General features: G+C 69.1%; 22 protein-coding genes. 7 read left to right on the top strand and 15 right to left on the bottom strand.

Annotated elements, in window-relative coordinates:
• The first annotated feature begins 2 nt into the window (after positions 1-2).
• Genes VGV06_01805 through VGV06_01790 form a run of 4 tightly spaced genes read left to right on the top strand, consistent with a single transcriptional unit; the run spans position 3 to position 3,372 of the window.
• Positions 3-824: an alpha/beta hydrolase gene (locus VGV06_01805; GenBank protein HEV2053889.1), complete on the top strand. Its 822-nt coding sequence runs from the start codon at positions 3-5 to the stop codon at positions 822-824.
• On the top strand, positions 814-1,203 hold the full coding sequence (locus tag VGV06_01800; GenBank protein ID HEV2053888.1) for a gamma-glutamylcyclotransferase family protein: 390 nt from the start codon (positions 814-816) through the stop codon (positions 1,201-1,203). The genes VGV06_01805 and VGV06_01800 overlap by 11 nt, the downstream gene beginning before the upstream one ends.
• Before the next feature lie 20 nt (positions 1,204-1,223).
• A complete protein-coding gene (locus tag VGV06_01795; GenBank protein HEV2053887.1) occupies positions 1,224-2,579 on the top strand; it encodes an aspartate aminotransferase family protein in 1,356 nt (451 codons plus the stop codon).
• 16 nt (positions 2,580-2,595) lie between these two features.
• Positions 2,596-3,372, top strand: coding sequence for an SDR family NAD(P)-dependent oxidoreductase (locus VGV06_01790; protein HEV2053886.1), 777 nt, complete (start codon positions 2,596-2,598; stop codon positions 3,370-3,372).
• Here the strand turns inward: VGV06_01790 and VGV06_01785 are convergent.
• The 9 genes from VGV06_01785 to VGV06_01745 are packed head-to-tail and all read right to left on the bottom strand — an operon-like array spanning position 3,361 to position 10,352.
• The gene (locus tag VGV06_01785) at positions 3,361-3,768 is read right to left on the bottom strand and encodes an SRPBCC domain-containing protein (GenBank protein HEV2053885.1); all 408 of its coding nucleotides are present in this window, start codon (positions 3,766-3,768) and stop codon (positions 3,361-3,363) included. The genes VGV06_01790 and VGV06_01785 overlap by 12 nt on opposite strands.
• Positions 3,769-3,788: 20 nt before the next feature.
• Positions 3,789-4,772, bottom strand: a complete 984-nt coding sequence (locus VGV06_01780) for an ornithine cyclodeaminase family protein (GenBank protein HEV2053884.1) — start codon at positions 4,770-4,772, stop codon at positions 3,789-3,791.
• On the bottom strand, positions 4,769-5,920 hold the full coding sequence (locus VGV06_01775; GenBank protein ID HEV2053883.1) for an MFS transporter: 1,152 nt from the start codon (positions 5,918-5,920) through the stop codon (positions 4,769-4,771). The genes VGV06_01780 and VGV06_01775 overlap by 4 nt, the downstream gene beginning before the upstream one ends.
• Positions 5,910-6,344: a chromate resistance protein ChrB domain-containing protein gene (locus VGV06_01770; protein HEV2053882.1), complete on the bottom strand. Its 435-nt coding sequence runs from the start codon at positions 6,342-6,344 to the stop codon at positions 5,910-5,912. Before VGV06_01770 ends, VGV06_01775 begins: the two co-directional genes overlap by 11 nt.
• Positions 6,341-7,270, bottom strand: a complete 930-nt coding sequence (locus tag VGV06_01765; GenBank protein ID HEV2053881.1) for a DUF1259 domain-containing protein — start codon at positions 7,268-7,270, stop codon at positions 6,341-6,343. Before VGV06_01765 ends, VGV06_01770 begins: the two co-directional genes overlap by 4 nt.
• Before the next feature lies 1 nt (position 7,271).
• Positions 7,272-7,691, bottom strand: a complete 420-nt coding sequence (locus VGV06_01760) for a hypothetical protein (protein HEV2053880.1) — start codon at positions 7,689-7,691, stop codon at positions 7,272-7,274.
• Positions 7,688-8,278 (bottom strand): hypothetical protein, encoded by a 591-nt coding sequence (locus VGV06_01755; GenBank protein HEV2053879.1) that lies wholly within the window; start codon positions 8,276-8,278, stop codon positions 7,688-7,690. The genes VGV06_01760 and VGV06_01755 overlap by 4 nt, the downstream gene beginning before the upstream one ends.
• Complete coding sequence (chrA, locus tag VGV06_01750) at positions 8,275-9,444, bottom strand: chromate efflux transporter (protein HEV2053878.1); 1,170 nt, start codon at positions 9,442-9,444, stop codon at positions 8,275-8,277. The genes VGV06_01755 and chrA overlap by 4 nt, the downstream gene beginning before the upstream one ends.
• Entirely contained in the window at positions 9,441-10,352 is a 912-nt protein-coding gene (locus VGV06_01745) for a chromate resistance protein ChrB domain-containing protein (GenBank protein HEV2053877.1), read from the bottom strand. The genes chrA and VGV06_01745 overlap by 4 nt, the downstream gene beginning before the upstream one ends.
• Before the next feature lie 230 nt (positions 10,353-10,582).
• Here VGV06_01745 and VGV06_01740 point away from each other — a divergent pair, with 230 nt between their 5' ends.
• On the top strand, positions 10,583-10,861 hold the full coding sequence (locus VGV06_01740) for a hypothetical protein (protein ID HEV2053876.1): 279 nt from the start codon (positions 10,583-10,585) through the stop codon (positions 10,859-10,861).
• Here VGV06_01740 and VGV06_01735 read toward each other — a convergent pair.
• Both VGV06_01735 and VGV06_01730 read right to left on the bottom strand, forming a co-directional pair.
• Positions 10,858-11,325 carry a hypothetical protein gene (locus VGV06_01735; protein HEV2053875.1) on the bottom strand — a complete coding sequence of 156 codons (468 nt, stop codon included), beginning with the start codon at positions 11,323-11,325 and terminating at the stop codon, positions 10,858-10,860. The two genes, VGV06_01740 and VGV06_01735, sit on opposite strands and share 4 nt — an antisense overlap.
• Entirely contained in the window at positions 11,322-12,224 is a 903-nt protein-coding gene (locus VGV06_01730; GenBank protein ID HEV2053874.1) for a complex I NDUFA9 subunit family protein, read from the bottom strand. Before VGV06_01730 ends, VGV06_01735 begins: the two co-directional genes overlap by 4 nt.
• A gap of 72 nt (positions 12,225-12,296) precedes the next feature.
• On the opposite strand from VGV06_01730, the gene VGV06_01725 reads away from it, so the two are divergent.
• Positions 12,297-14,621, top strand: a complete 2,325-nt coding sequence (locus tag VGV06_01725; protein HEV2053873.1) for an exo-beta-N-acetylmuramidase NamZ domain-containing protein — start codon at positions 12,297-12,299, stop codon at positions 14,619-14,621.
• Positions 14,622-14,628: 7 nt separating this feature from the next.
• On the opposite strand, the gene VGV06_01720 is transcribed toward VGV06_01725, so the two are convergent.
• Entirely contained in the window at positions 14,629-15,597 is a 969-nt protein-coding gene (locus VGV06_01720; GenBank protein ID HEV2053872.1) for a polysaccharide deacetylase family protein, read from the bottom strand.
• 2 nt (positions 15,598-15,599) lie between these two features.
• Positions 15,600-17,015: a putative glycoside hydrolase gene (locus tag VGV06_01715; GenBank protein ID HEV2053871.1), complete on the bottom strand. Its 1,416-nt coding sequence runs from the start codon at positions 17,013-17,015 to the stop codon at positions 15,600-15,602.
• 74 nt (positions 17,016-17,089) lie between these two features.
• Here VGV06_01715 and VGV06_01710 point away from each other — a divergent pair, with 74 nt between their 5' ends.
• Positions 17,090-17,941 carry an alpha/beta hydrolase gene (locus VGV06_01710; GenBank protein ID HEV2053870.1) on the top strand — a complete coding sequence of 284 codons (852 nt, stop codon included), beginning with the start codon at positions 17,090-17,092 and terminating at the stop codon, positions 17,939-17,941.
• Here the strand turns inward: VGV06_01710 and fdhF are convergent.
• Entirely contained in the window at positions 17,938-20,610 is a 2,673-nt protein-coding gene (gene fdhF, locus VGV06_01705; GenBank protein ID HEV2053869.1) for a formate dehydrogenase subunit alpha, read from the bottom strand. The genes VGV06_01710 and fdhF overlap by 4 nt on opposite strands.
• Positions 20,611-20,615: 5 nt before the next feature.
• Positions 20,616-21,139, bottom strand: a 524-nt coding sequence (locus tag VGV06_01700; GenBank protein ID HEV2053868.1) for an NADH-ubiquinone oxidoreductase-F iron-sulfur binding region domain-containing protein, incomplete at its 5' end; no start/stop codon positions are given.

The raw sequence follows: 21,139 nt of genomic DNA, 5'->3' as shown, positions 1-21,139 counted from the left end.
GAGTGGGCGCCCGTTTGCTCAGGCGTCTGCTGATCCCCGAGTTCTCGCTCCTCCGCATCGTCCTCTCCCTGGCGTTCATCTACGCCGCCGTCCTTGGATGGGTGTGGGTCAGCTCGGACCGCATGATTTTCCTGCCTCCAGCGAAGAGCTACCGCGATACGCCCGACGTTCTCAGGCTGACTACCGCCGGCGGCGAGCGGATCGCCGCGGTCTACCTTCCGAACCCTGGGGCGACGTACACGGTGCTCTTCAGTCACGGCAACGGGGAAGACCTGGGCTGGGTGCTGCCGCTGCTGCCCGTCCTGCGAGATCTGGGCTTCAGCGTGCTCGCCTACGACTACCGCGGCTACGGTCTCTCCGACGGGCAGCCGTCAGAGCGGAACGTCTATGCCGATATCGATGCCGCGTACGAGTACCTGACGCAAAATCTACGAGTTCCGCCCGAGCGGATCATCCTCTATGGCCGCTCGCTCGGGGCAGGCGCGGCGGTGGACCTGGCGGCGCGCCGATTCGTCGGCGGGCTCGTTCTCGAGAGCCCCTTCCTCACGGCCTTCCGGGTTGTGACGTGGATCCCGGTCTTCCCCGTCGACAAGTTCCGCAACGTGGACAAGATCGGCCGGGTGCGATGCCCCGTGCTGGTCATGCACGGCGAGGCCGACGAGATCGTGCCGCTCTGGCACGGCCGGCGCCTCTTCGAGAGGGCGCCTGGGCCCAAGACCTTGGTCGTGATTCCGGGCGCGCATCACAACGATTTCATGTGGGTGGCGGGCGCCCGCTACGCCGCCGCGCTGCGTGACTTCGAGTCCCTGCTCCGTGGACGCTGAGCCTCTGCTCTTCGTGTACGGCACGCTCATGCGCGGCTTCCGGCTCCACGCGCTGCTCGCGGGCCGCGCCGACTCCGTGGGCGCAGGCGAGGTCGCCGGCCTCCTCTTCGATCTGGGCCGCTACCCGGCCGCGTTGCGGGACGGAGGCGGCGTGATCCGCGGCGAGGTCTACCGGCTCAAGGACCCCGGCCTCTGGCTGGCGCTGGACTCCGCCGAGGGCAGCCAGTATCATCGCGGGGAGGTTGGGGTGCGGTTGGCCGGAGGGAGGCAGGTCACGGCGTACATCTACTGGTACGTCGGGCCGGTCTCCCAGGCCGTGCCGATCCCCGGCGGCGACTACCGGGCGCATTTGCCCGCCCAGTCCATTTATCATCGCTGATCCACTCGAGGAGGCATCCGATGGCCGTGCAGGCCGCAGAGCTGATCAAGTCCGACCAGGATCACCTGATCCACCCGCTGCATCACCCGAGCGATCACCTCGAGCCCATGGTCTACGTCAAGGGCCGCGGCGCCACGATCACCGACATCCAGGGGCGAGAGTACATCGACGGCCTGGCGGGGCTCTGGAACACCAACGTCGGCCACGGCCGAGAGGAGCTGGCGAAGGCCGCCGCGGCGCAGATGAGCGAGCTGGCCTACTTCTCGGCCTACGCGGGCTCGTCGAACATCCCGGCGGTGCAGCTCGCGGAGAAGCTCATCTCGATCTCGTACCCGAACATGCAGGGGGTCTTCTTCACGTGCGGCGGGGCCGAGTCGAATGAATCAGCGTTCAAGACGGCGCGCTTCTACTGGAAGGCCAAGGGCAAGCCCGACAAGGTCAAGGTGATCTCGCGCTTCAACTCCTACCACGGCGTGACGCTCCAGGCGATGAGCGCCACCGGCATGCCGCCCTACTGGAAGATGTTCGAGCCCCGGGTGCCGGGCTTCGTCCACATCCCGACCTGCTACCCGTACCGCCAGGAGGGCGCCAAGCCTGGCGAGACGGCGGGGCAGACCGCGGCGCGCCTGCTCGAGGAGGCGATCCTGCGCGAAGGCGCCGACACGGTGGCGGCCTTCATCGCCGAGCCCATCCACGGCGGCGGCGGCGTCATCTATCCGAGCGACGACTACTTCCCGCTGGTGCGCAAGGTGTGCGACAAGCACCAGGTCCTCTTCATCGCCGACGAAGTAATCACCGGTTTTTGCCGAACAGGTCACTGGTTCGCGATGACGCACTGGAACGTGCTGCCCGACATCATGTCCTTCGCCAAGGGCGTGTCCTCGGGCTATCTCCCGCTCGGCGGCATCATGGTCTCCAAGGACGTCAAGGAGGCCATGGACTCGGTCAAGCCCGAGGACAAGTGGATGCACGCCTACACCTACTCGGGGCACCCGACCTGCTGCGCCGTCGGCCTCAAGAACGTGGAGATCATGGAGCGCGAGCGGCTCGCGGAGCGCTCGGCCGCGCTCGGCATGCGCCTGCACAAGGCCCTGCACGCGGCTTTCGACAGTCATCCGAACGTCGGCGACATCCGTTCGGGCAAGGGGCTGCTGGCGGCCGTCGAGCTGGTCGAGGACAAGGCGACGAAGAAGTCTTACGGCGCGGACCAAAAGATCGGCGCGCGGCTCATGCAGGAAATGAGCAAGCGCGGCGTGATCACGCGCGCGCGGATGGAGAACATCTTCTTCTGTCCGGCGCTGGTCATCACCGAGGAGCAGCTCGACCGGATGGTCTCGGTCACCCAGGAAGCCGTCAAGGCCGTCACCGGCAAGTAGCCGCAGGCCCACCGCGTTGAGCTCGCTCGCCGGCAGGGTGGCGATCGTCACCGGCGCGTCGGCCGGGATCGGGGAAGCGACGGCGCGTGGCCTGGCAGGAGCGGGGATGCGCGTGGCCGTCTGCGCGCGGCGGCGCGAGCGTCTCGACCGCCTGGCGAAGCAGATCGCGGCCTCCGGAGGCGAGGCGGCGGTCTACGGCGCCGACGTGACCGATGCGGGCGCGGTGCGCGCCATGGTGGACGACGTCGCCTCCCGCTGGGGACGCATCGACGTCCTCGTCAACAACGCCGGGCGGGGGCTGTCCGCCACGGTGGAAGACACCAAGCCCGACGAGTTCCGCGGCCTCCTCGAGCTCAACGTCATCGCGGTCTTTACGGCCACGCAGGCCGTGCTGCCGTGGATGAGGCGGCAGGGGCGGGGGCACATCATCAATGTCTCGTCCATCGTCGGGCGCCGCGGCGTGCCCTTTCGCGGCGCGTACAGCGCCACCAAGTTCGCGCTCGGCGGGTTCAGCGAGACGCTGCGGGTGGAGCTCGCGGGCACGGGCATCTCGGTGAGCCTCGTGTACCCGATCGGCACGGCCACGGAGTTCCACGAGGTCGAGGCGCGGCGCGCCGGGCCGGGACCCCACGGCCCGATCCAGTCGTCCGAGCACGTCGCCCGGTGCATCCTCCGCTGCGTCAGGCGGCCGCGCCCGGAGGTCTATCCCTTCCGGCCGTCCTGGATCTTTGCGATCGCGAGCGTCATCGCCCCGCGCCTGGTGGATCTCGGCCTGCGCCGGCTACTTCGCTGAGCGGCGCTTGAGGTAGCGGCGGAGTGGCGCCCAGTAGAAGGCCTTCCAGCCGGCTGCATATCGCGCGGCCTGTGAAGCCGGCACGGCGGAGTGGATCATGGTGAGTCGCGTGCCCTTCCCCGAGGGCGCGAGCCTGATCTCGAGCCGCGAGTCCGGAGCGCCCTTGGGCCACTCGGTGGTGCGCCACGTCTGAAGCAGCCCCATCCTCGGCCAGAGCCCCAGGACATTCCCGGAGATGTACCCGCCGTAGGCGGTCATCTTGCTCCCCGCCCGCTTCGGTATCTGCGCCTTCGAGCCGGTGAACGCGGAGTGCTGCTTCGAGTCCGCGAGCGCCTTGAAGACCATGCGCGGGGAGGCGGGCAGCGTCACCGTCTGGCGAATGGTCCGGCTTTTCACGGCGCCAAGTGTAGCACCCGTCAGGCGGCCAGGTTGACCTCGAGCCCACGCCCGGCTCGGACGGCACGCTCGTAGACGGCGGCCGCCGCGGCCACGTCCTGGAGCGCCATGCCGGTGCTGTCGAAGACGACGATCTCGTCGTCAGAGCGGCGGCCCGGCCGGAGCCCGGCGACCACCTGTCCAAGCTCGGCGCGCACGTCTCTCGTGGTCACCGCCCCGGCTGTGATGGCGTGGTGCAGGTCGCCGATCGTGGCGGCCTGTTCGAGGACGTCCACCACGATGGCGCAGGAGGCCATGAGCGCCGGCTCGATCTCCTGCTTGTCTTCATTGTCGGCGCCGACCGCCGCGATAAAAGTCCCACGGGCGACCGGGGCGCGCCCAAGGATCGGTGTGCGCGATGGGGTGCAGGTGACGCAGATATCGCTGGCCCGGACCGCCGCGTCGAGATCGTCGGCCGCCAGGACTTCAAAGCCGAGCGCCTGGGACATCTCGCTGGCAAAGCCGGCCGCCCGGGCCGGATCACGGTCGATGGCATAGGCACGGGTGAGACGCAGCACGGCGGCCAGCGCGCGGAGCTGTACCCGCCCTTGCAACCCGCATCCGCACACCGTGACCACCGCGGCATCCGGGCGCGCGAGGTGGCGCGCCGCGACCGCGGTCGCGGCGCCTGTGCGGAGCGCCGTGATCTCGGCCGAGTCCATGAGCGCCAGGGGAGCGCCCCGCTCCGCATCGGCGAGGAGTAGCACTCCCTGGATGGTCGGCAGCCCGAAGCGCTCCGGATTTCCTGGAAAATTGGCATTGGTCTTGGCGGCGAAATAACGGCGGCCGAGATCGAGGATGCCCGCCTTGATGTGGAAGCCTCCATCGCGCGCGTGGACGCCCAGGATGCCGGGTGGGTCCGCCCGGCCTTCGCCGTGCAGCCTGAAGGCATGCTCGACAGCCTCGATGCACGCGTCCATGGGTAGCAGGTCGGCCACGTCGCTCCGGGTTAGGAGAAGCGTCATGACGTCTTCACATGGCGGATGGTGGCGTACAGCCACAGGTCGTAGACGATCTTGAGGCCTGCGCCGAGGAAAAACGGCATCGTCAGCGACAGGCCCTGCATCGCAAAGCCCGTGAGTGCGGGACTTACGGACTGGGCGAGGCTCCGGCTCATGTTGGTGATCGCCGCGGCGTGCTCCCGCTCGTGGTCGCGCACCGCCAGCATCAGGAATGTTTGGCGGGTCGGCACGTCCATTTGCGACAGGAGGTGGCGAGCGAGGAGGAACGCGATGGCGAGCCATGCCACGGGCGACAGGGCCACGGCGAGCAAGAGCACATTGGAGATCAGGTGGGAGAAGACCATGGTATTGACGAGCCCGAGCCGCGGCGCCGCACGGGCCGCCAGCAGGAGCGAGAGCCCCGAGAGGATTTGGGCGCCGAAGAAGATCCAGCCGAGCGTGTCGAGGCCGAGGCCGAAGCGTGTGTAGAACCAATAGGCGATCAGGCTCTGGACGACGAAGCCGCCGGCGAAGGAGTCGAGGGCGAAGATGACGGCGAGGCGGCGCACGAAGGGCCGCGACGGCGTGCCTTCGGCGTGCCGCGCCGCGGCGTGGCGCGGCGGCTCCCGCCGCATGAGCCCGTACGTCACCATCTGCGCGACGCCACTCAGGAGGAAGAGCAGGAAGAGCGGCTGGGGGGAGGTGCCGAGCTGCGTGACGGCGGCGGCGCCCAGGCCCGCGGCGGCGTATCCGCTTAGGTTGTACCAGCTGAGCGTGGTGGTCAGTCGCTCGCGCGGCGTGTCGCGGGTGACGATCACCTGCTCGAGCGAGAGGAAGGGGCCGGTTTCACCGGTGCCGACCGCCAGGTTCCCGGCCATGGCCGCCGCCACGACCACCCACGGCTGGCGCGTCAACAGGAAGACCACGGCCGAGACGGCGATGAGCGCGGCTTGTGTCATGAGGGCGGCGCGTGGGCCCCAGCGCTCGGCCGGCCAGCGGATCCCGAAGGTCATGGCCGCGCTGGCGAGGAGGGTCAGGGTGACGGCGATTCCCAACTCGCGGGCGTCGAACCCCAGTTCGCTGAGATAAACCGGGAGCAGGACGCCGAGGAAGCCGTAACAGAAGGTGCGGGCCGTCTTCGCGACGAAGACGAGCCGGGCGTCACGCCCCACGCGGCAGCCCGCTCCGGCAGTAGGCATAGAGCGCGTCGTAGACGGGGAACTGGCGCTCCATGTTCTCGAAGTCGTCGCGGCTGATTTCGCGGAAGCCGCTCGCCACGGCGTAGAGCCCCCAGGCCTCCTTCGCGATGCCGCGCGCGTCGGTGTCAGCGCCGCGCACGATGAGGGCGAGCGCCTGGAGCGCGGGGTCGGTGAGGCGGTACTTGTCGAGGAAGGCGTCGAAGGAGCAGCGCTCCCCCTGATGGCCGAGCTCGACCCCCGGCACGTCGTAGGGCGTCGCGCTCTCGCGCGCGGCCGTTGCCATCACCTCGGCATCAGGGACGAAGAGGAACTCCGCTTGCTTGTCGATGAAGCGGCGGATGAGCCATGGGCAGGCGATCCTGTCCACGCGGGCCTTCGCGCGCGCGACCCATTTCATTGGGGTTTCTCCTTCGGGCTATTTGTCAAGTCCAGCGCGGCCCTGAGTCCGCGGGCGAGCTGAACCGCGTCGTCGTTGGCCCAGAAGTGCATGTAGAAGAGTCTCGGATTGTCGGCCAGGGCGTGCTGATGAATGGCGGTGACCTGGATGCCATGGGCCTGAAGGGCCCGCGCCACGGGATTGACCTCGCGGGCGACTAGGACGAAGTCCCCCGTCGCGGCGGCCTTGCCGTCTCCGGTGGGCTGAAGGTTGATGACCGTCGCCACTCCCATGCCGGGCAGCAGAAGCACCTTTCCCTCGGTGATTCGCTCGGCGCGGGCGACCGAGAACTGGAGGACGCCGTTGTTGATCGTGCCGGTGCGCCCGATGACGGCGTCGACCTGCGTCTTGGGGATGCCGAGCTCGCCCCCCGTACCCTGCGCAGGCGGCCCGAACGGCGTGCCCGTGACTGACAGCGCGGCTCGTAGGCTTCGCGCAAGATCCGCGGGGGCGCCGTGGCCGGTGTAGTGCAGGTACATCACGTGTGGCGACAGGTTGATCAAGTGGTTGTGAAGCGCCGTCACTATCAATCCACGCTCATGGAGGCCCGACATAACGGGATTGATTTCCTGGTCGAGCAAGACGAGGTCGCCCATGACCATGGCGCTCGCGCCCATCTTCTTGAACGCGGCATACGATCCAAGTGCGAATCCGGCCTTGACCTGCACCCCTTGGACGGTGACGGTCAGATCCGTCCTCGGTAGACCTACACGATAGATGTCACCTGGCAGCAGTGTGCCGGGCCTGCCGAACGCCTCCGCTATAGGCTGCCAGTCGGCCACATTCGATTCCGCCGTGCGTTCCGCGGTGTCGGCCGATGTCGCGAGAATGTTGAGTGCTCCAAGAGCCAGGGCCAGGACCAACTGTCGTGATCGTGTCAGAGTCATGTCATGTTTCCATTCGCGGCGGCGATCCTTCGTACGCGGCGAGAAGCCGCTCGAGGTGAGCGCGAATGACGGCGCGGGCTGCCGGCAGGCCGGCACTTACCGCGGGCACGTCCGTCCATTGGTCGATCGTGACACCTGCGGGGACCGCGACACCGAGATCGCAGCCGAAGGCGACGACTCGCGTGGCGCCGGCCGCCATCTCGCGCGTCACGAGCCTGGGCTTTCGCCCGGCCATGTCCACGCCCTCGGCCTTGAGCGCAGCCAGCACCGGCGGCGCGATCTCGGCATCGGGCTCGGTGCCCGCCGACTCGGCGGCGATGGACAGGCCGCGCTCCTTGGCCATGCGCTCGAAATCGGCGGCGGCCAGGACGCTCTTGGCCGCGCCGTGCAGACAGACGAAAAGGACCTTCTGATGTGTCATGGCTTGCCTCCAAATTGAGGGGGTTCGAACTCCGTGATGCTGTCGGCCTTGGACCAGACGCCGATCTTGCCGGCTTCGCGGAAGGTGTCATCGCGTACCGTAAAGAGCCGACTGCCGTCGTAGATCACCGCCGCCTCGGCTCCCTGGAACTCGATGCGGAGTGTATGCCACACGCCGCTCGCCACCTTCGCCTTGACCCCGTAGGTGCCTTCCGGGGCACCGACTGGAGCGATCGTGATGCGCCGCCCGCCGACCACCTTGTAGGCGACGACGTTGTCCTCGAGCGCATTGGCCCGCGCGACGTAGTAGTTGTCGGCGTCACGCCAGCGCCACACCACGCCTCCCGCCTGATCCTCGCGCCCGGAGATCGGCTTGAAGCGCGCCTGCACGAAGCCGTCGCGGAGCGAGGAGGCCGGCAGCACGGCCCAGCCGAAGGCGGCGCCGCCTCGATACGTCAGGCCCGTCGCCTCTTCAGTCCAACGAGCGGTGCCGCGTCCGGTAGCGCCGAAGAGCCAACCCCCGGGTGGCTGAGCATCCAGGATTCCCGCGGTGAGAAGAATGAGGCACGTGACCAGGAGCGCTCTCATAGGGCGCCCCGCAGCCAGAACACGCTCAGCCCTACCAGGCCGGCCGCGATGATGAGGATCGGCTCCGGGACCTTGAACCGCCACAGCAGGAGGAAGACGGCCACCGCGAGCGCGGCGGTCGGCACGTCGAAGATCGCCCGCCTGCCGAGGACGAAGCAGGCGCCGGCGATGGCTCCTGCCGCCGCCGCCGTCACGCCCATCACGAAGGCCTTGACCTGTGCGATGCGGCTCCACCGGTCGAAGAAGGGGTAGAGCACGATCACGAAGAGGTACACCGGCAGGAAGACGCCGATGCCCGCCGCGATGGCCCCGCCCAGACCGGCCACGAGGTAGCCGATGAAGGCGACCGTGATGACCACCGGCCCCGGGGTGATCATGGCGACCGCGACGGCGTCGAGGAACTGCTTGTCATTGAGCCATTGGTGCTCTTGCACCACGCCGCCGTAGAGGAACGGCACGATGGCGAGCCCGCTCCCGAAGACGAAAGCGCCCGCCTTGGTGAAGAACCACAGGATCTGGGCGAGGATGCCGGAGGTGGCGGGGGACCCGAGGCCCGTCAGGAGCAGCGCAGGCCACGCGGCGCTCAGGAGCGACTTGCTCGAGCCGACCAGGGCCAGCAGGCGCCGGGGCGGCGCCTTGATCAGCATGATGACGATGCCCGAGAGGATGAAGAGGGCCGCCATCTCCGACTCTGTCCACGCCGTCACCACGGCCATGATGGCGAAGACGCCCCAGAGCAGCCTGTCCCTGGCCATGGTCAGCTTGGCCAGCCTCCAGGCCGAGCGGACGATGATGCCGATCACCGCCGCGCCGACTCCGTAGAAGACCGCCTGCATCCAGGACAGCCCGCCATAGCCGACGTACAGCGCGCCCAGCGCCACCGTCATGAGAAAGGACGGCACGATGAAGGCCACGCCGACCAGCGTCGCGCCCCAGATCCGGCCGTGACTGTAGCCGAGACAGATCGCGAGCTGGGCGGCGAGGGGCCCCGGCGCCAGCTGAGAGAGCGCCAGACCTTTCACGTATTCGTCCTTCGTGAACCAGGCGCGGCTCTCGACGAGGTCGCGCTGCATGTAGCCCACCAGCGCCGCGGGCCCGCCGAATCCGAGACTGCCGAGATAGAGGAAGTAGCGTATGAGGCTCCAGGTCGTTCGCGGCTCGCTCATCGGCGCTCTCCAATCGTCGAGTACAGTCCGTCGAACAGGGTCAGGCCCTGTGCCAGCGCCTCGTGGTCATCCTTGATCGCGGCGAGGAGCCCGCGCAGGACCAGATCGAGGCCGCGCGCTTCTTCTCGCTGGAATTTTCCGTCGCGGACATCGGCCTCGTGGACGATCTCGGCGATGGCCGCCAGGCGACGGTCGCGAAGCCCCGAGCGGTGAAGCAGGGTCTCGAAGGTGCAGTGATCGCCCTGGTGGCCGAACTCGACGCCCGCCATGTCGAAGGGGATGGCGTCGGCCGGCAGCTCGTCGGCCGCGGCGAAGACGAACTCGGCGGCCGGATCGAGGAAGCGCTTGATGAGCCACGCCGAAGCGATGCGGTCCACGTGCGGCCGCGGGCGGGTGGCCCAGCGGCGGCCCTGGAGGGCTTCCAGGTCCAGCCGTCCCGCCGGCCGCGCGCCTGCCTTGGGCAGTCCGGTCACCCGCCGCTCTGCCGCTTCCTTGGCACGCAGCGCCTGCTGGCGGCCTGGGGCTTCGAAAAAGTCGATGTCGGCCAAGCGATCCAGCTCGCGCGCGAGCCGTGCCAATTCTTCAGCCGCGCGCGGCCGTTTGGCCGAGCCGAGCTTCCTGTAGCGGTCCGTGAGGGAGGCGTAGTCGGCGTTGCGGGCCTCATCGAAGAGCCGGACGACCTCGGGCTCTTTCATGTTCTCCACGCGGTCCACCTTGAGGAGGGTCGCCTCGCCCCGGTCCTTCTGGACTTCCTGGGCGAGCCACTGGAACTGCTCGTAGCGGTCGGGGGAGAAGGGCAGGAGGTAGGCCCCGCTCTTGAGCGCGACGGCGCCCAGTACCTTGAGCCTGCGCCATGCGCGTACGCGCAGGCTCGATGGGCGGGGCGGCAGGCTCAGCAGGAGAAGCAACCATGGCTGTAACATATGTTGCTGACCATAACAGATGTTCAACTCAAGAGCGAGAGGGAAATCTCAGCGTCGTGACGCGCGGACCGAAGCTCTCGCCCGGGTCTACCGTCTCAGTGGCATGGAGGCAGCGAGGCGCGGGCAGGTCAGGCGGAAGTCGAAAGGGCTTGACGTGTCACTCGTCGTATGTTTAGTATTAAGGCCCATCATTAGATAGGGGACGGGAGGGACACATGAACCCGCTGGATTGCCTGCTTAGGGATGAGCTGAACCGGTTGCTGGATCGCATAGCCGCTTCGACCCGGGCCGGGGTCGCCAAGGTCTCGGCCAGACAGCTGCCTGATCTCCGCGCACGCCTCGACGAGGCGGAGGCGCGGCTCGCCGCCAAGCGCCAGGCGCTGCTGGAGCAGTACGCCGGCTGGCAGAAGGCGCTGGACTCCTGCGAGGACCTCTGGGCCGTCGCCCAGCTCGAACTCGAGGAGACCGGGGCCGGGACGCTGAGGGCTGCCTAGGGGTTGAACAGGCGCTTCAGGAAGCCCGTTGTCGGGGGCGGGGCAGCGAGGTGCGCCTCGGCATGGGCCGCCCGGTGGATCTCGAGGCGCTGCCAGTAGTCGGGCAGCTGCCGGGCGAGGAAGATCTGGCCGCGCAGCTCACGCGCGCGCGGATCGGCGCCCCCGGCCCGCGCCCGCTCCAGGTCCGGGCGGCGCTCCGCATCGAGACCAGCGTCGAAGGCCCGCCCAAGATGCGCGAGGAGGTCGCCAGCCAGGGACTGGAACTCCTCACGGTCCTCACGGCTGTCCGTCTCCGGCGCCGGGCGGTTGTGCCGCTTGCGGAGCTCGACGAGCAGGTGGAGCGCGGCCATCTCCACCGCCTCTTCGATGCGCTCCGTCAGCTGCGCGTCGATGCGCTCGATCAGGCCGCGGGGATCGTCCGTGCCGTGGCGAAGCCCGGTGGTCTTGAAGGGGTGGTCCGTCACGGCGTCTCGAGCATGCGCTTGAGCCCCTGGGCCAGCGGCTCGGGAGTGATCCCGAAGTCGGTGTAGAAGCGGCTGGGGTCGGTGACGTTGCCCTCCTCCAGCATGATCAGCTGATCCGTGGTCACCGGGAAGAAGGGCAGCCAGCCCAAGGCGGCCGTCATCGCCTTCACCACTCCAAGCGGCACATAGACCTTGCGGACCCGCGGCAGTCCGAGCGCCGCGCCGATCAGATCGAGGAGATCCACGAAGCGGCAGGGCTCGGGCCCGCCGATCTCGTAGGTCTGCGCTGCGGCCGTTGCGAGCCGGAGTGCGCGCGCGAAGCCCTCCGCGACGTGCTCGACGGCGACCGGCTGGACGCGGTACTGGCCGTCGCCCAGCACGGGCACGGCGGGCAGGCGGCGGACCATGCGGGCCAGCACGGAGACGAACTCGTCGCCCGGACCGTAGATCAGCGAGGGCCGGATGATCGTCCAGTCGAGCGCGCTCGCGCGGACGATCTCCTCGGCCTGCCACTTACTCTGGTGGTAGCGCGACGTTGCGCCCGGCCGCGTGCCGACGGCGCTCATCTGGATATAACGCTTGACTCCGGCCTCGTGGGCGACCGCCACCATGTTCGCCGTCGCTTCCGTGTGCAGACGGTCGAAGGTGATGCCGCGCGTGCGGTGCTCGCGGATGATGCCGACCAGGTTGACGACCGCCCCGCATCCTTCGACGGAGGCGGCGAGCTTGTCGGGCTCGAGCACATCGCCCGGGACGCGGTCGATGGACTCGAAGCCCTTGAGCGCCGCCTCGGAGCCCTGTCTCACCAGGCACCGCACGAGGAAGCCGTGGGCGACGAGCGCCCGCACCACGGCGTGCCCCACGAAGCCCGTGGCGCCCGTAACGAAGATCCGCTGCATGACGGTGGAATCCTAGCACGGGGGCGGCGATTTTCCCCGGCCGTCGCCCCGGGCGGCCCTTATCATGGAACCATGCTGAGGCGCGCCGCGGCCCTCCTGGCCGCCTTCCTCCTGTTCCCTGCCGCCGCGGCGGCCCAGAGCCTCGACTGGTCGGACCTCGATCTGGTCGTGCGCGAGTCGGTCGCCGGGGGCGACACGCCCGGCGCCGTCATCCTGGTCGGCCAGGGCAACCGCGTGCTCTACCGCAAGGCCCTGGGCTCCCGCGCCGTGACGCCGGCCGTGGAGCCGATGACCACCGACACCATCTTCGATATCGCCTCGCTGACGAAGGTCGTGGCGACGACCCCCGCGATTCTCGCCCTCGTGGACGACCGCAAGCTCGCCCTCGACGCGCCCCTCGGCCGCTACCTCAAGGAGTTCCAGGGTCCGCCGCTGGCCTGGCTGACCGTGCGGCGGGTGCTGACCCACACGGCGGGATTCGCCGACCTGCCGTCCAGCGAGGCCATGGCCAAGGGCCTCCCCGACGGCATGCGGCTGCTCGCCGCGGGCGTGTCGGAGCCGTCGCCGACGGCGCCCTTCCGCTACAGCGACACGGGCTTCATCGTGCTCGCGGAGCTCGTGCGCCGGGTGAGCGGCGAGCCGCTCGACCGCTTCACACGGAAGCGCTTCTACCAGCCGCTCGGCATGCGGGACACGACCTTCAACCCGCCGGCCGCCTGGCGCGCCCGCATCGCGCCGACCGAGTTCTTCCATGGCCAGATGCTGCGCGGCGTGGTCCACGACCCGCGCGCCCTCCAGCTCCACGGCGTCGCGGGGCACGCGGGGCTCTTTTCGACGGCGGACGACCTCGGGCGCTTCTGCCGGATGCTGCTCGGCGACGGCATGGACGGCGGGCGCCGCTATCTCTCCAGCGCGTCGGTCCACGCCATGTTCGCGCCGAACGGGGCGGGCGAAGCGACGCGCGGGCTCGGCTGGGACATGGCCTCGAATTACTCGCGCACCCTGGGCTCGTTCTTTCCGATGGGCTCGGTCGGGCACACTGGATTCACGGGCACGTCCATCTTGATGGATCCGCCGACCCGGACCTACGTCATCATTCTGGCGAACCCCGTCCACCCGGCGGGCAAGGGTTCCGTTTTCGAGCTGCGCCGGCGCGTGAGCGCCATCGTGGGCGTCAAGCTCCTTGCGCCCAACACCGTGCCCGTGGCCGACGAGGGCGAGACACAGCCAGCCGCCCGCGCCACGGGCGACGGGCTGTCGCGCATCAAGACCCGCACCGGCCTCGACGTCCTCGAGATCGAGGATTGGGCGCAGCTCAAGGGCCGGGTCATCGGGCTCGTGACGAACCAGACCGGCGTGGACGCCGAGGGCAGGCGCAACGTCGATCTCCTCGCCAAGGCCCAGGGCGTGAGGCTACAGGCCGTCTTCTCGCCCGAGCACGGGCTCGACGGTGCATTGGACGCGCGCGTGTCCCACGGCACGCACCCGGCAACGGGCCTGACCATCTGGAGCCTCTACGGCAGCGACAGACGGCCCACGGCCACGATGCTCCGCGGGCTCGACACTCTCGTCTTCGACATCCAGGACGTGGGGGTGCGCTTCTACACCTATCTGACGACGCTCGTGTACATCCTCGAGGAAGCGGCCTCTCACCACATCTCCGTGGTCGTTCTCGACCGGCCGAACCCGCTCACCGGAGTCATCGTCGAAGGCCCCGTGATGGACGCCGACCTGCGCTCCTTCACGGCTCCGCACCCGATCCCCGTCCGGAGCGGGATGACTCTCGGCGAGTTCGCCAAGATGGTCGCGGGCGAGCGGAAGATCCCCGTCACGCTGACCGTCGTGCCGCTCGAGCACTGGGAGCGGAGCATGTGGTTCGACCAGACGGGGCTGCCCTGGGTCAACCCTTCGCCGAACATCCGTTCACTGACTGAGGCGCTCCTGTACCCGGGCGTCGGGCTTCTGGAGGCGACGAATCTCTCCGTGGGGCGGGGCACCGCGACGCCCTTCGAGGTGGTCGGGGCGCCGTGGATCACCGACCCCGGCGGTCTGGCCGATGCCCTCAACGCGGCGGCCATGCCCGGCGTGACCTTCCAGCCGCTTAACTTCCAGCCCGACGCCAGCGTCTACTCGGGGCAGTTGCTGGGCGGGGTGCGGCTCGTGGTCACTGACCGCGACGCACTTCGCCCGGTGACGGTGGGCCTCACCATTGGGCGGGCGCTGCTCGAGCGCTACCCAAGGCAGTTCCGGGCGACGCGCATCCAGAACCTCCTCGTCAACCGCTCGACGATCTGGGCTCTTCTGCGAGGGGACTCTCTCGCGCGCCTGAAGCAGTGGGCTGAAGCGGATCGGGCGAGCTTTCTCCAGCGGCGCGCGTCGTACCTCATCTATAAGTAACCCTCCTTTATTGCCGCTCCACCACTTTCGCTCCGGGTGATCGCCGGACCTTGTCGAGGGTGCCCGGCGGTACGGTGATCACCGACGCATCGCCGTCGCTGACGTAACGCTCCTGCGGGTTCCGCTCGAAGTAGCCCAGCCAGTGGGCGAGCTCGCTCTCGAGCGCCTGGATGCGCGGCAGGTGGTAGGGGTCGAAGACGCGCGCGTGCGGCGACGGCGCCGCGCCGCCCGCGACCTTGAGGACGGCGTCATGGCGGTAGGCGACCTGGCCCTCCACTCCCTCGATGGCCCAGCGAATATCCTGGGGGTAGGCGCCCATGGGCAGCGCCAGCGTCCGGATGCGGTAGCCGGGCACGTGGCGCTGGATCCACTCCTGCGCCGTCGCGAGCTGCCGGCGCACCACGCGCTCGGAATACTTCGCGAGATTCGCGTGCCAGAGCGTGTGGTTGCCGATCTCGTAGCCCTGGGCCGCCAGGTACTGGAGCTTGCGCCCCGCCAAATCCTTCTGGTTGAACAGGCGGTTGGGCGGATCGGCCCCCGGCAGGACGTAGAAGGTCGCCGCGCGGCCGAACCCCGGGTGCTGGCGCTCGAAGGCCTCGAGGATGCCGACGGCGCAGTCGGGGTCCGGCACCCAGTCGCCGTTCCGCTCGATCAGCCTGAACTGGCCGGGTGACGAATCGTCGAAGGTGAGGACGACAGGCGTCGTGCCTCGCGGGATGGCGATCCGGCCGTCAAGGAGATCGTTGAGTGCCACCAAGCGGTAGCCGCGCTCCCAGAGGCGCTCAAGATCGCCGCGGAAGTTGGCGGGGGTGCGGGTCCAGCGCTCCTCGGGCTGATCCACCTTGTGGTACTCGAGGATCATCACGCGCCCGAGCTCGTTCGGCTGAAGCGACCCGGCCGAGGCAGCCGCGGGAACGAGCGCTGCGGTAGCATGGACTGCGGCAGCGAGCGCGATGGCGCGGAGGTGGCGGGACACGCCTAGGGGATGGCCCTCGCCGTGGCCGTCGTTTTTGGGGCGAGCGCGCCGCCCGTGTAGTCGTTCCTGGGGTTCCACAGCATGAAGCCCACCGCCCCCCCGTCGCGCGCCCCGCGGATCTGAGCGCGGACCTCGTTGACGCCGAATATGCGCTTGTCGAAGGCATAGTCGCGGAAGTCCTGAAGCCAGGGCCTGACCTGGACGGTGAGGGTGGCCGAGCGCTTCCGCGTCAGTCTCACGCTCTCTTTGACGATCTCGTAGGGCTGGGCCACCGGGTTGCGCACCCCGGGGATGCCCCGGTGATAGCCGGAGGGGTAGACCATGGGGCAGATGTAGTCGAGGTGCAGGGCGAGCTCCTCGACGCGCTGCCCGATGTCGGTGTCGTTGTCGTTGAAGGCGGTGTAGCCGAAGACGTCGGCGGCGAGGAAGGCTCCTGTCGGCCCGAGCTCGCGGCGCGCCTTGGCGAGGAAGCCGGCGATGGCGGGCAGCCGCGTCTGCGTGTTGTTGGGCTGGGAGTACTTGGCCGCCGAGAGCTTGCCGTCGGTCGGAAAGCGGACGTAGTCGAACTGGACCTCGTCGAAGCCCTTGGCCACAGCCTCCTTGGCCACGGCGATGGCGTAGTCCCAGACCTCCTCGCGGAAGGGATCCACCCAGGCGAGCTTCTCGTTGTCGAGCCAGGGCTGGCCCGTGCGCGTGTCGATGATGGCCCAGTCGGGGCGGTGCTGGGCGAGCACGTGATCCTTGAAGGTGACGATGCGCGCGATGGTGTAGATGTTACGCGCCTTGAGCGAGGCCATGAGCCCGTCGAAGTCCTTGATGATGACCGGCCCCTGCGCGCCAGCCTCGAGGGCCAGCGGCACGGCGGTGCGGTAGGGGATGAGGCCGCGATCGCCCTTGACGTCGATCACCACGGCGTTGAGCTCGGTGCGCGCCACGAGCTCGAGCACCCGGTCGCGGATGCCCTTGTCGGCCACGCCGTAGTAGGTCAGGTAGGCGGCGCGCACCACCTTGGGCACGAGCGCCACGGTCACCCGGTCCGTGTCCGCCGTCAGGCGGCGAAGCTCATAGCCCGGGACCTTGACGAGGAATGAGGCGCCGGGCTTGAGGGGCTCCGTGGTGAAGCGGCCTTCGTCGTCGGTTCGGGTCTCGGTGGGGCCGACCCAGACCGACGCGCCCGCCAACGGCGCGCCGCTCTCGGCGTCCAGCACCCGCCCGCGCACCGGCCGCTCGGCGGGCTGTGCGGAAGGCACCATCTGGGCCGGCTGGGTGGTCGCCGCGGCGACCTGGCGCTGGAGGAGCAGGGAGGGCGACAGGAGCACCCAGCCCGTCGCGACGATCGCGACGAGCGTGCCCACCACGAGGGCTCCGTAGAGGACGGAGCGTTCTGTGTGGTCGGCCGGTACCGGGACAGGATCCATTCGCACTCCTGAATCTACAGGGTAAGCGCGATCAGCGGAAAGTTTTTTCTGGGCGCCGCGCTACAATGCTGCCCATGGCTTCCCAACCCTCCTATGCGTGTGACGCGGCCGCGCGGCGCTCATTCACCGTCAACGGCATGACCCTCCGGGCCCTCGAGTGGGGGCAGCCCGGCCGGCCTGCCCTCTGCTTCCTCCACGGCGGCTCGGCCCACTCACACTGGTTTGACGCCGTGGTGCCGTCCTTCGTTGACAGGTTTCACATTATATCCCTCGACCAGCGGGGGCACGGGCAGAGCGACTGGGCGCCCGATGCCCGCTACGGCACGGCGGAGTTCGCCTCGGACCTGGTCGGCGTCATGGACCAGCTGGGCTGGGAGCGGATGGTGGTGGTGGGGCATTCGATGGGCGGCCACAACTCGATGGGCTTTTCAGCCTGGCACTCGGACCGGGTGCGGGCGCTCTGCGTGGTGGACAGCCGCCCGTCTTTGCCCACCGAGCGCCTCCAGGCTATGCACAAGCGGGGGCACCGCGGTCCCCGGCGCCACGAGACGCTCGACCTTGCGCTCAGGAGCTTCAGGCTCCTGCCGGCCGAGACGCTGGCCGAGCCCGACCTCCTCGAACACCTGGGCCGCGAAGGCATTGCCGAGCGCGAAGGGAAATTTCTCTACCGCTTCGACCCCCAGTGCAACGGCGCCCGGAAGCCGGTGGACGGCTGGGCGCTCTTGCCCGACATCAAGGCGCCGACACTCCTCGTGCGCGGAGAGCTCTCACCGATCATGCCGCAGGAGATGGCCGAGCGGATGGCGGCGGCCATCCCGAACGCCAGGCTCGTCACCATGCTGGGCGTCTACCACCACCTGGTCCTCGACGCCCCCGACGCCTTCTCCCGCATCCTCGACGACTTCCTCCGGGAGCTTCCCGATTAGACCCTCTCGAGCCTCACGGCGCAGACCTTGTACTCGGGGATCTTGGACGTGGGGTCGTGGGCCGAATTGGTGAGGAAGTTGGCGGCCGAGTCGGCGAGCTTGACGAAGGGGACGAAGATCGCGCCCGGACGCACCGCCTCGGTCACGTGGGCGTAGCCGCTGAGCTCGCCGCGGCGGGAGATCACCCTGAGCGCGCCGCCCTCGTCGAAGCCCAGCCGCCGCGCGTCCGCCGGGTTGACAGCGATCTCAAGTCGCGGCGCCAGCTCGAGGAGACCCTGCACACGCCGAGTCAGCGTGCCGCCGTGCCAGTGGTAGAGCAAGCGCCCCGTGTTGAGCACGAAGGGGTAGTCGCTGTCGGGCAGCTCGGCCGCCGTCTCCCCTTGGCTGACCGGCACGAAGCGGGCCCGCCCAGTCGGAAAGTCCTCGCCGTACAGGAAGCGCGTACCCGGGTGATCTGCCGTCGGGCAGGGCCACTGGATTCCGCCTGCTTCCAGCCTCGCGTAGGAGAGCCCTCCGATGGCCGGCCAGAGCCGAGCCATCTCGTCGAAGATGTCCGAAGGATGGGCGAAGTCGAAGCCCGGAGCCGGCGCGCCCAGCCGCCGCGCCACGCGCTTCGCCAGCTCGGAGGTGATCCACCAGTCGGCCCTGGCCTTACCGGGCGGCTCGATGGCTTTCCTCACGCGCTGCACGCGGCGCTCGGAGTTGGTGAAGGTGCCGTCCTTCTCGGCGAAGGCGGCGGCCGGCAGGAAGATATGGGCGAGGTCGGCCGTCTCGTGCATGAAGAGGTCCTGGACGATCAGGCAGTCGAGCTGGTTGAGAGCCTTCGCGACGTGATTGAGGTCCGGCTCCGCCAGCATGGGGTTCTCGCCGACGACGTACATGGCGCGGATCGTCCCGTCGAAGCACCCCTCGGTCATCTCCGTGACGACGAGCCCCGGCGTGGCGGGCAGCCTCACGCCCCACGCCTTCTCGAAGCGCTGGAGACTCGCGGGCGAGTAGTCGGCATAGCCGGGGAGATTCGTCGGGATGGCGCCCGCGTCGCCACAGCCCTGGACGTTGTTCTGGCCGCGGAGCGGTGAGATTCCCGATCCCGTGAAACCCATCTGTCCCGCCGCCAGCGACAGGTTCAGGAGCGCATGCGCGTTGGCCGTGCCGTTCACGTGCTGGGTGATGCCCATGCCCCAGATGAGGCAGGAGCCCGAGAAGGCCGGCCGCGCATACCAGCGTGCGGCTTCCGCGATGGCCGCCTGCGGCACGCCCGTGATCTCTTCAGCGTAGTCCAGCGTGTAGGGCTCGAGGGAGGCGGCCCAGGCCTCGAAGCCCTCGGTGCGAGAGCGGATGAAGTCGAGGTTGGCTAGGCCCTCGTCGAGGATGACCTTGGCCATCGAGTTGAAGAGCGCGACGTCGGTGCCCGGCCGCTCCTGGATCCACAGGTCCGCCTGCTCGCAGAGCTCGATGCGCTTGGGGTTGACCACGATGAGCCTGGCGCCGCGGGTCACGGCGCGGCGCAGGCGAATCGCGATGACGGGGTGGTTGGCTGAGGCGTCCGCCCCCACGACCATCAGGCAGCCCGCCTCCTCGTAGTCCTGGTAGGAGTTCGACGTCGCGCCCGAGCCCATGGAGGTCAGCATGGCCTCGACCGTGGGCGAGTGGCAGAGCCGCGTGCAGTGGTCCACGTTATTGGTGCCCATGACCACGCGCGCGAGCTTCTGGATGATGTAGCCGTCCTCGTTGGTGGCCTTGGCCGATGCGAAGGCGCCGAAGCGGCCATGGTTCCTCGCCAACCCGTCGGCGGCTGCGTCGAGCGCCTCGTCCCACGTCACCTCGCGCCACTCGCCGTCGCGCTTGATCATGGGCACGGTGATCCGATCGCGCGCGTGGACGAAGCCCGTGCCGAAGCGTCCCTTGACGCACAAGGTTCCGAGGCTCGAGTGGTTCTTCGGCACGTCGTCGGCCATGACCGCGAGCCGGCCGTCCTGTCTGACCTTGAGCGTGATGCCGCAGCCGACGCCGCAGTATGGGCACGTGGTCTCGACCTCCCGCTCGATGCTGGCCGGCGCCTCCTTCGGTCTCAGCGCGCCCGTCGGGCAGGTGGCGACGCACTGGCCGCAGGAGGTACAGACAGAGGACCCCATCAGGCCATCGCCCGCGACGCCTACGCGCATGTCGTGGCCGCGGCCGACGAGAGAGATGGCGCCGATCAGCTGGACGTCGTCGCAGGCGGTGGTGCATCGGCCGCAGAGGATGCAGGCCTCGCGGTCGAGGACGAAGAAGCTCTTGGACAGGTCCACTGGAAAGTGGTGATGCGCTGCATGGCTCGGCGCGGCGAGCGCATGGTGCCCGGCGGCTTCGCCGACCTGGCCGAAGCCGTCGCGACCCTCGCCCGGCGTGAGCATGGACCAGGTGAGATCGAGCACCGCCTTGCGCGTCTTGACCGCGTCCGGGTGCTGGGTCTGGACGACCATGCCGTCGCGCGCGGGGAGGTGGCATGAGGCCGGCAGCCCGCGCTGCCCCTCGACGTGGACGAGGCAGGTGCGGCAGGCGCCGAGCGGCGCGCGGTCGGGGTCCTTGCAGAGCTGGGGCAGGGGGATACGCAGGCGGTTGACGGCGTCCAGCACCGTGGCCCCGGCCGCGACCTCGACGTCCCGCCCGTCGATGGTCAGCTTCACGGTGTCTATCGTAGCTCCGCCGGGAACTCGCGCAGGGCGGACAGGATGGACAGCGGGGCGGCCTGGCCCAGGCCGCAGAGCGAGGCCACGCGCACAACCTCGGAGAGCTCCGCGACGGCGGCGTGATCGAGGGAGGCCTCGGCATCGAGCATGTCGCGGAGCCGGGCCGTGCCCTCGCGACAGGGCGTGCACTTGCCACAGGATTCCCGCGTGTTGAAGTCGAGCAGCGTCCTCACCACGTCACGCACCGAGACCGTCTCGTCGATGGCCACGATGCCGCCCGTTCCCGGATTCACGCGGCCGCCGGGCAGGAGAGGCTCGTCGAAATCGCGCGGCGGCACGATGATGCCCGAGGGCCCGCCCAGGACCGCGCCCTTGAGTGCGGGGCCCCCGGTCACGCCGCCCCCGGCCGCTCCGCCACCAATACGCTCGAGGAGATCGCGCAGCGTCGCGCCCATCTCTACCTCGACCAGGCCCGGCCTCGCCACGTGCCCCGAGAGGCCGAAGCACTTGGTGCCGTGGCCTCGGC

The organism is Candidatus Methylomirabilota bacterium, assembly GCA_035936835.1.
In the GTDB taxonomy this organism is placed as follows: domain Bacteria; phylum Methylomirabilota; class Methylomirabilia; order Rokubacteriales; family CSP1-6; genus AR37.
This window is presented reverse-complemented; position numbering and strand designations above follow the sequence as displayed.